Annotated in this window: 2 protein-coding genes; both read right to left on the bottom strand. The window is 65.8% G+C overall.

Going from position 1 to position 6538, the window contains the following annotated elements; translation table 11 throughout:
- Window positions 1-5970, bottom strand: a 5970-nt coding sequence (locus DM374_RS31890; protein WP_157969792.1) for a non-ribosomal peptide synthetase, incomplete at its 3' end; no start/stop codon positions are given.
- Between the two features lies 1 nt (window position 5971).
- Window positions 5972-6538: phosphopantetheine-binding protein (locus tag DM374_RS31885; RefSeq protein WP_225422659.1), on the bottom strand; the 567-nt coding region annotated here is incomplete at its 5' end.

Raw genomic sequence — 6538 nt, 5'->3', positions numbered from 1 at the left:
ATGCAGCAGGTGCTGGCGCTCGTCGGTGTCCAGCAGCGGCAGTTCGCCCAGCGGGGCCTGGGCATCGCGGATCAGCGCCTGCAGCAGGTGATCGAGATGCCGCGCCAACTGAGCCACCACCTCATCGCTGAACTGCCGGCGGTCATGACTCAGGCGCATCGATAGCGCAGCGCCGACATTGACCACCAGCGCCAGCGGATAGTGCGCCTGCTCCTGGTTGATCAGGCTACCGAAGACCAGGCCCTGCGGCGCGGTCTGCTGCAGGGCCTCGGACACCGGGTAGTTCTCGAACACCAGAATCGAATCGAACAGTGCCTCGCCGCCCCGTCCAGCCCAGCGCTGGATGTCGTTGAGCGGCGTGTGCTCGTGCTCGCGCAGAGCCAGGTTCTGCTCCTGCACCTGCGCCAGCCACTCGGCCACGGTCTGTTCCGGGCGTGGGCTACCGAGCACCGGCAGGGTATTGATAAACAGACCAAGCTGTTCCTCGATCCCCGGCAGTTCGGTTGGACGACCCGCCACGGTGGCGCCGAAGGCCACGCTGGCCTGACCACTGTAGCGTTGCAGCAGCAACAGCCACGCGGCTTGCACCAGGGTGTTTAGGGTGACCCGCTGTTCGCGGGCGAAATCGCTCAGGCGTTGGGTCTGCTGCTCATCCAGGCCATGAAGCTGTTCGCCATAACCGTCGCCGCCCACCGGCGCGCTGACCGCCTGGGCCAACCGGGTCGGCTGTTCCAGCCCGTGCAGGTGGCGGGTCCAGAAGTCCCGGCTGGCCGCGCCGTCCTGGCGCTGCAACCACTCGATATAGTCGCGATAGCGTCCGCTATGAGACGCCACGCTGTGACCGCTGTAGCGTTGCAGCACCTCGCCGAGCATCCGCGAGGTGCTCCAGCCGTCCATGAGAATGTGGTGGCAGGTGTAGACCAGTTGATGGCTGTGCTCGCCGGTGCGCAGCACCGCCAGACGCAGCAGCGGCCCCTGTTCCAGCACGAAGCCGAGCGCACGCTCCGCCGCCGCCCATTGCTCGATCCACGCCCCCTGCTCCGCCTGCCCACGCACATCGAGCTCGACGAAAGGCACCTCGACCTGACGCAACACCGCCTGCACGGGCTGGCGCAGGTCGCTGAAGAACACACTGCGCAGCACGTCATGCTGGTCTACCAGCGCCTGCCAGGCCGCACGGAAACGCGGCACGTCGAGGCCTTCGACCTCGACCCGCAACTGGTTGATGTAGTTGCCCGCCTCCTGCTCGTACAGGGTGTGGAACAGCATGCCCTGCTGCATCGGCGACAGCGGGTAGAGGTCCTGCACCCGGGCTGCTGGCAGTGGCAAGCGGTCCAGTTCCGCCTGGGTCAGGTCGACCAGCGGGAAATCAGACGGGGTCATCCCCGCCACACCAGCGGCGGTGCAATGCTCGATCAGTTGGCGCAGTTCGGCGGCATAGTCGTCCGCCAGGCGCTGGATGGTCGCATGCTCGAACACCTGGCTGCTGAAGCTCCAGCTCAGGTCCAGCTCGCCTCCATACACCTGGCCGTTGATGATGATCGGCGCAGACAGTGGCGCAGCCGGATCCTGGCTGTCGCCAGACGCTTCACCGGACGGCGCGAACAGCGCATCACCGGCATCGAAGCTGCCATCGAACTGGCCGAGGTAGTTGAACACGATGCTGCCCTGCGCCAGTTGCGCCAGGGACGTCCGCGCAGGCTCGCTGCCCAGGTAACGCAGCACGCCGTAGCCAATGCCCTTGTCGGGAATCGCCCGCAGTTGTTCCTTGATCGCCTTGATCGATTCGCCCACCTGCGCGGCGGGCGTCAGGCGCACCGGGTACAGGTTGCTGAACCAGCCGACGGTGCGGCTCAGGTCGATATCGTCGAACAGGTCTTCGCGGCCGTGGCCTTCCAGGCGGATCAACGCATCGGGCCGAGCGGTCCAACGGCTGATGACCCGCGCCAGCGCGGTCAGCAGCAGATCGTTGATCTGCGTGCGGTAGGCGGCAGGCGCGTCTTGCAGCAGTTTGCGGGTCAGTCCGGCATCCAGGTGGGTGCTCACGGAGATGGCGTGCTGGCGTTGCTGGCTGCCCTCGGGGTGATCCCACGGCAGGCTGTCGCTGGCGCCGTGCAACTGCGTTTGCCACCAGCCCAATTCCTGTTCCAGTGCGGCATTCGCGGCGTAGCTGTGTAGTTTTTCCGCCCAGGCCTTGAGCGAACTGCTCTTGGCCGGCAGCACCACCGTGTTGCCCGCCACCCGCGCGGCATAGGCCTGTTGCAGGTCTTCCAGCAGCACGCGCCAGGACACACCGTCCACCACCAGGTGATGGATCACCAGCAGCAGGCGCTGTTCGCCCTGCGCCAGGTTCACCAGCACCCCGCGCAGCAGCGGACCGTTGGTCAGGTCCAGGCTGCGCTGGGCCTGGTTGGCCAGCGCGGTCAGGTCGACGCTATCGCCCAGCTCGCGTACCCACAACAGGTCAGGGCTGTTGATCGCGGCGAAGCTCGCCTGCCAGCCCGCCGCGTGCGCCGCGAAACTCAGGCGCAGAGCATCATGCTGTTCGAGCAGGGCATGCAGGGCGACTTGCAGGTGCACGGCGTCCAGAACACGGGTCGGCTTGAGCATCACCGCCTGGTTCCAATGATGACGCTGGGGAATATCGGTCTCGAAGAAACGCGCCTGGATCGGCAGCAGCGGCAGGTTGCCGCTCAGTTGCTCGACCACGGGGGCGGCGGCTTTCTTCTCGATCAACTTGGCCACTGCGGCCAACTGGCCGATGCTCTGTTTCTCGAACAGTTGTTTGGGGCTGAGCTTGATGCCCTGGCGCTTGGCCCGGGCAATGATCTGCAGGCTGAGGATCGAATCACCGCCCAATTCGAAGAAGTTGTCGGTGGTGCCGACCCGCTCCAGCTTGAGCACATCGGCCCAGATCGCGGCGAGTTTTTCCTCGATTTCCCCCACAGGCGCGGTGTACGCCTGCTTGATCGCACCCGGCTTGGGCAGGGCGCGTTTGTCCAGTTTTCCGTTGGCGGTCAGCGGCAGGCGCTCCAGCAGCAGAATCTGCGTGGGCACCAGGTATTCCGGCAGGCTCGTCGCCAGTTGCTGACGCAGCGCTTCGGCCTGCAGGGTCACGCCGCTGGCGGCGGCGCAGTAGCCCACCAGTTGCAGGCGCGCTTCATCACCGTCCTGCGGCAGCGCCAGCACCACGGCTTCGGCAACGCCGTCGAGGCCGCGCAGCAGATGGCCGACCTCGCCCGGCTCGACGCGGTAGCCGCGAATTTTCACCTGGTCGTCGGCACGACCCAGGTATTCCAGCCCACCCGGCACCTGCCGGGCACGGTCACCGGAGCGGTACAGGCGCTGGCCATCGGCATCCGGCACAAAGCGCTCGGCGGTCAGCGCCGGCAGGCCCAAATACCCTTGGGCCAGACCGGCGCCGCCCAGGTACAGCTCGCCCGCGACCCGCTCGGCCACCGGGTTGAGCCAGGCGTCCAGCACCCGTGCCCGGGCACCCGCCAGTGGCTGACCAACCGGAACGCTGCGACAGCCTTCGATAACGGCGCCGACCTCATGGGTGAGTATGCCCACGGTGGTTTCAGTCGGACCGTAGTGGTTGAGGATCCGGCAGCCGGGTTTGAGCGCGCGAATCTGCTCAACCAGGCTCCAGCTACTGGCTTCGCCACCGAGGATCAGCAACTGCGCCGGCAGCACATCCGCCGGTTTCGCCGCCTGCAACAGACCTTGCAGGTGGCTCGGCACGATCTTCAGCACCTCGATACACTGCTCGGCCATGTAGGCGGAGAAGCTGTCCGGGTCGAAAGCATGTTCATGGGACAGCAGGTGCAGCGTGCGGCCCGACGCCAGGGCGCCGAACAGCAAGGTGTGACCAAGGTCGGCGGCGATGGTCGAGACCATCGCCATGCTGCCCTCACCACTCAGCGCCAGACGCTCCAGCACACCCTGCACGTAATTGCTCAAGGCGCCATGGCTGATCACTACGCCCTTGGGCTGACCGGTGGAACCGGAGGTGTAGATGATGTAGGCCGGCTGGCTCGCACTGATGGCAACCTCGGGCGCGCTGCTCGCGCTGGCGGCCCACAGGTTGGCGTCCCAGGCCAGGGTCGGGCAGTGGTCGAAGGACGAGGCGTCGTATCCGGCGGCATGGATCAGCAGCGCGGCGCGGCTGTCCCGCGTCAGTTGTTGCAGGCGCTCCAGCGGCTGGCGGGTATCCAGCGGCAGGTACACCGCGCCCAGCTTGAGCACCGCCAGCAGGCTCGTCACCCACTCGATCCCGCGTTCCTGACACAGCGCCACGGTCATGCCGGCGCCGATGCCTTGTGCGCGCAGGTAATGGGCGAGCTGGCTGGATTGCGCGTCGAGTTGCGCGTAACTCAGGACGTCTTCGCCCGAGCGCACAGCCGGCTTATCCTGGCCTGCCAGCAGCCCTTGCTGCCAGAGCGAGAGGAAGCCATTGGTGCTGCTCGCCGCTGCCGGTGGCGTCGCCAATAGCGGCGCGGGCTCGGCGTGTGCCAGCAGCATGTCGCCGGTGTGCGCGACGAGGTTTTCCAGCACGCCACGCAACGAGACGACGATCCGCTCGATGGTCGCCGCCTCGAACAGGTCGGTGGCATAGGTGAAGTAACCACGCAGGCCCTGCGGCGTATCAATAAAGTCGTAGGCCAGGTCGAAGCGCGCATCGGTGGCGCCGAAGGCGTATTTGTCCACGCTCAGGCCATCGACGCCGCGCTCGGCATCATCGCCTTCGTCCGCGCTGAACACCTGCTGGTTGATCTTGAACTGGAACAGCGGGTTGTGGCCCAGGTTGCGCTCGGGCGCCAGGGCGTCCACCAGGTGCTCGAACGGCAGCTCCTGATGGGATTGCGCGCCGGTCACCACCTGCTTCACCTGCTCCAGCAGTTCGGCGAAGGTCTGCCGCTCATCGATCTGCACCCGCAGCACCTGGGTGTTGATGAAGAAACCGATCAGCCCTTCCAGTTCACTGCGGGTACGGCCGGCGTTGGGCGCGCCGATGCGGATATCGGCCTGGCCGCTGTAGCGCGACAGCACCACCGACAGCGCGGCCAGGGTCAGCATGAACACCGTCACGCCTTGAGTGCGCGCCACGCGTTTGAGCTGCTCGGACAGCGCCGCCGACAGGTCGGCGCGCACCACCGCGCCACGGTAGCTGGGTTGCTGCGGACGTTCGTGGTCCAGCGGCAGGGCCAGCACCGGCTGTTCGTCGCCCAGTTGCTGCTTCCAGTACTGCAACTGCCGCTCGCCCTCCCCGGCCTCCAGCCAGCCGCGCTGCCAGATGGCGTAGTCGGCGTACTGCACCGGCAAGGCCGGCAGAGCTGCGGCGGTACCGCCGACCTGAGCCTGATAGAACTGAACGAACTCGCGCACCAGCAACTGGCTCGACCAGCCATCGGACACCACATGGTGCATGCACAGGGTCAGCACATGTTCGGCGCTGCCGAGGCGGAACAGTTTGACCCGCAGCAAGGTGCCGCTGAGCAGGTCGAACGGCGCCTGCATTTCGGCTTCGACCAGCGCTTTCAGGGTGTTTTCGGCTTCTTCGCCGACCTCGGTCGAGACCTCCACCACCTCCAGGGCCACCGGCGCCTGTTCGAGGATTTCCTGGTGGAACTCGCCGTCCACCGAAACGAAACGGGTGCGCAGGGTTTCATGCCGCTGCACCAGTTGCGCCAGGGCGCCGGCCAGTGCAGCGTCGTCCAGCGTGCCACTCAGGCGCACCGCCATCGGCACGTTGTAGGCGCTGTTATCCGGCTCCATCTGCCAGAGGAACAGCATGCGCTGCTGCGCGTAGGACAGCGGGATGCGCTGCACCTCATTACGGGTCACGGCAATCGGCAAGAGGCGGAAGCTCTGCCCGGTCTCGCGCATCTTGTCGAGAATCTGCCGGCGCTGCTCCAGCGGCAGGCTGACGAAACGTTTGGCAATGCGCTCTGCGGTAGTCTTGTCCATCTCAGGCCCCTGCCATTTCGTTCATCATTTTTTCGATATCGGACAAGCCGTCTTCGGTCAGCGACAGACCAGTGCTCTCGAATGCCTGGATAAAATCGTTCAATTGCGGTTTCTCGAAAATGAGGCGCAGCGGTACATCGATACCGAGGCCGGAATGGATTCTTGAAATCAGCTGCGCCGCGAGCAGTGAGTGCCCGCCCAGCTCGAAGAAGTCGTCGGTCAGCCCCACGCGCTCGACGTTCAGCACCTCGGCCCAGAGCGCGGCGAGTTGCTGCTCCAGCTCGCTGACAGGCGCCACATAGACGTTCTGCAGCGGGCTGGCATCGGGCTTGGGCAGGGCCTTGCGGTCCAGCTTGCCGTTGGGGGTCTGGGGCATTTTTTCCAGCCACACCAGGTGGCTTGGCACCATGTAATCCGGCAGGCCCGCCTTGAGGTGGGCCTTGAGTTCGGCACGCAACGCGGTGCTGTCCTCGTCACCGATCAGGTAGGCCGCCAATTGCTTGTGGCCGCTGACTTCGATATCGATCACCACTGCTTCATGTACGGCCGGATGCTCCAGCAGCCGCGT

The sequence above is a fragment of the Pseudomonas huaxiensis genome, assembly GCF_003231275.1.
In the GTDB taxonomy this organism is placed as follows: Bacteria; Pseudomonadota; Gammaproteobacteria; order Pseudomonadales; family Pseudomonadaceae; genus Aquipseudomonas; species Aquipseudomonas huaxiensis.
The sequence above is the reverse complement of the archived record's forward strand: the minus strand, read 5'-3'. Positions and strand labels throughout refer to the sequence as shown.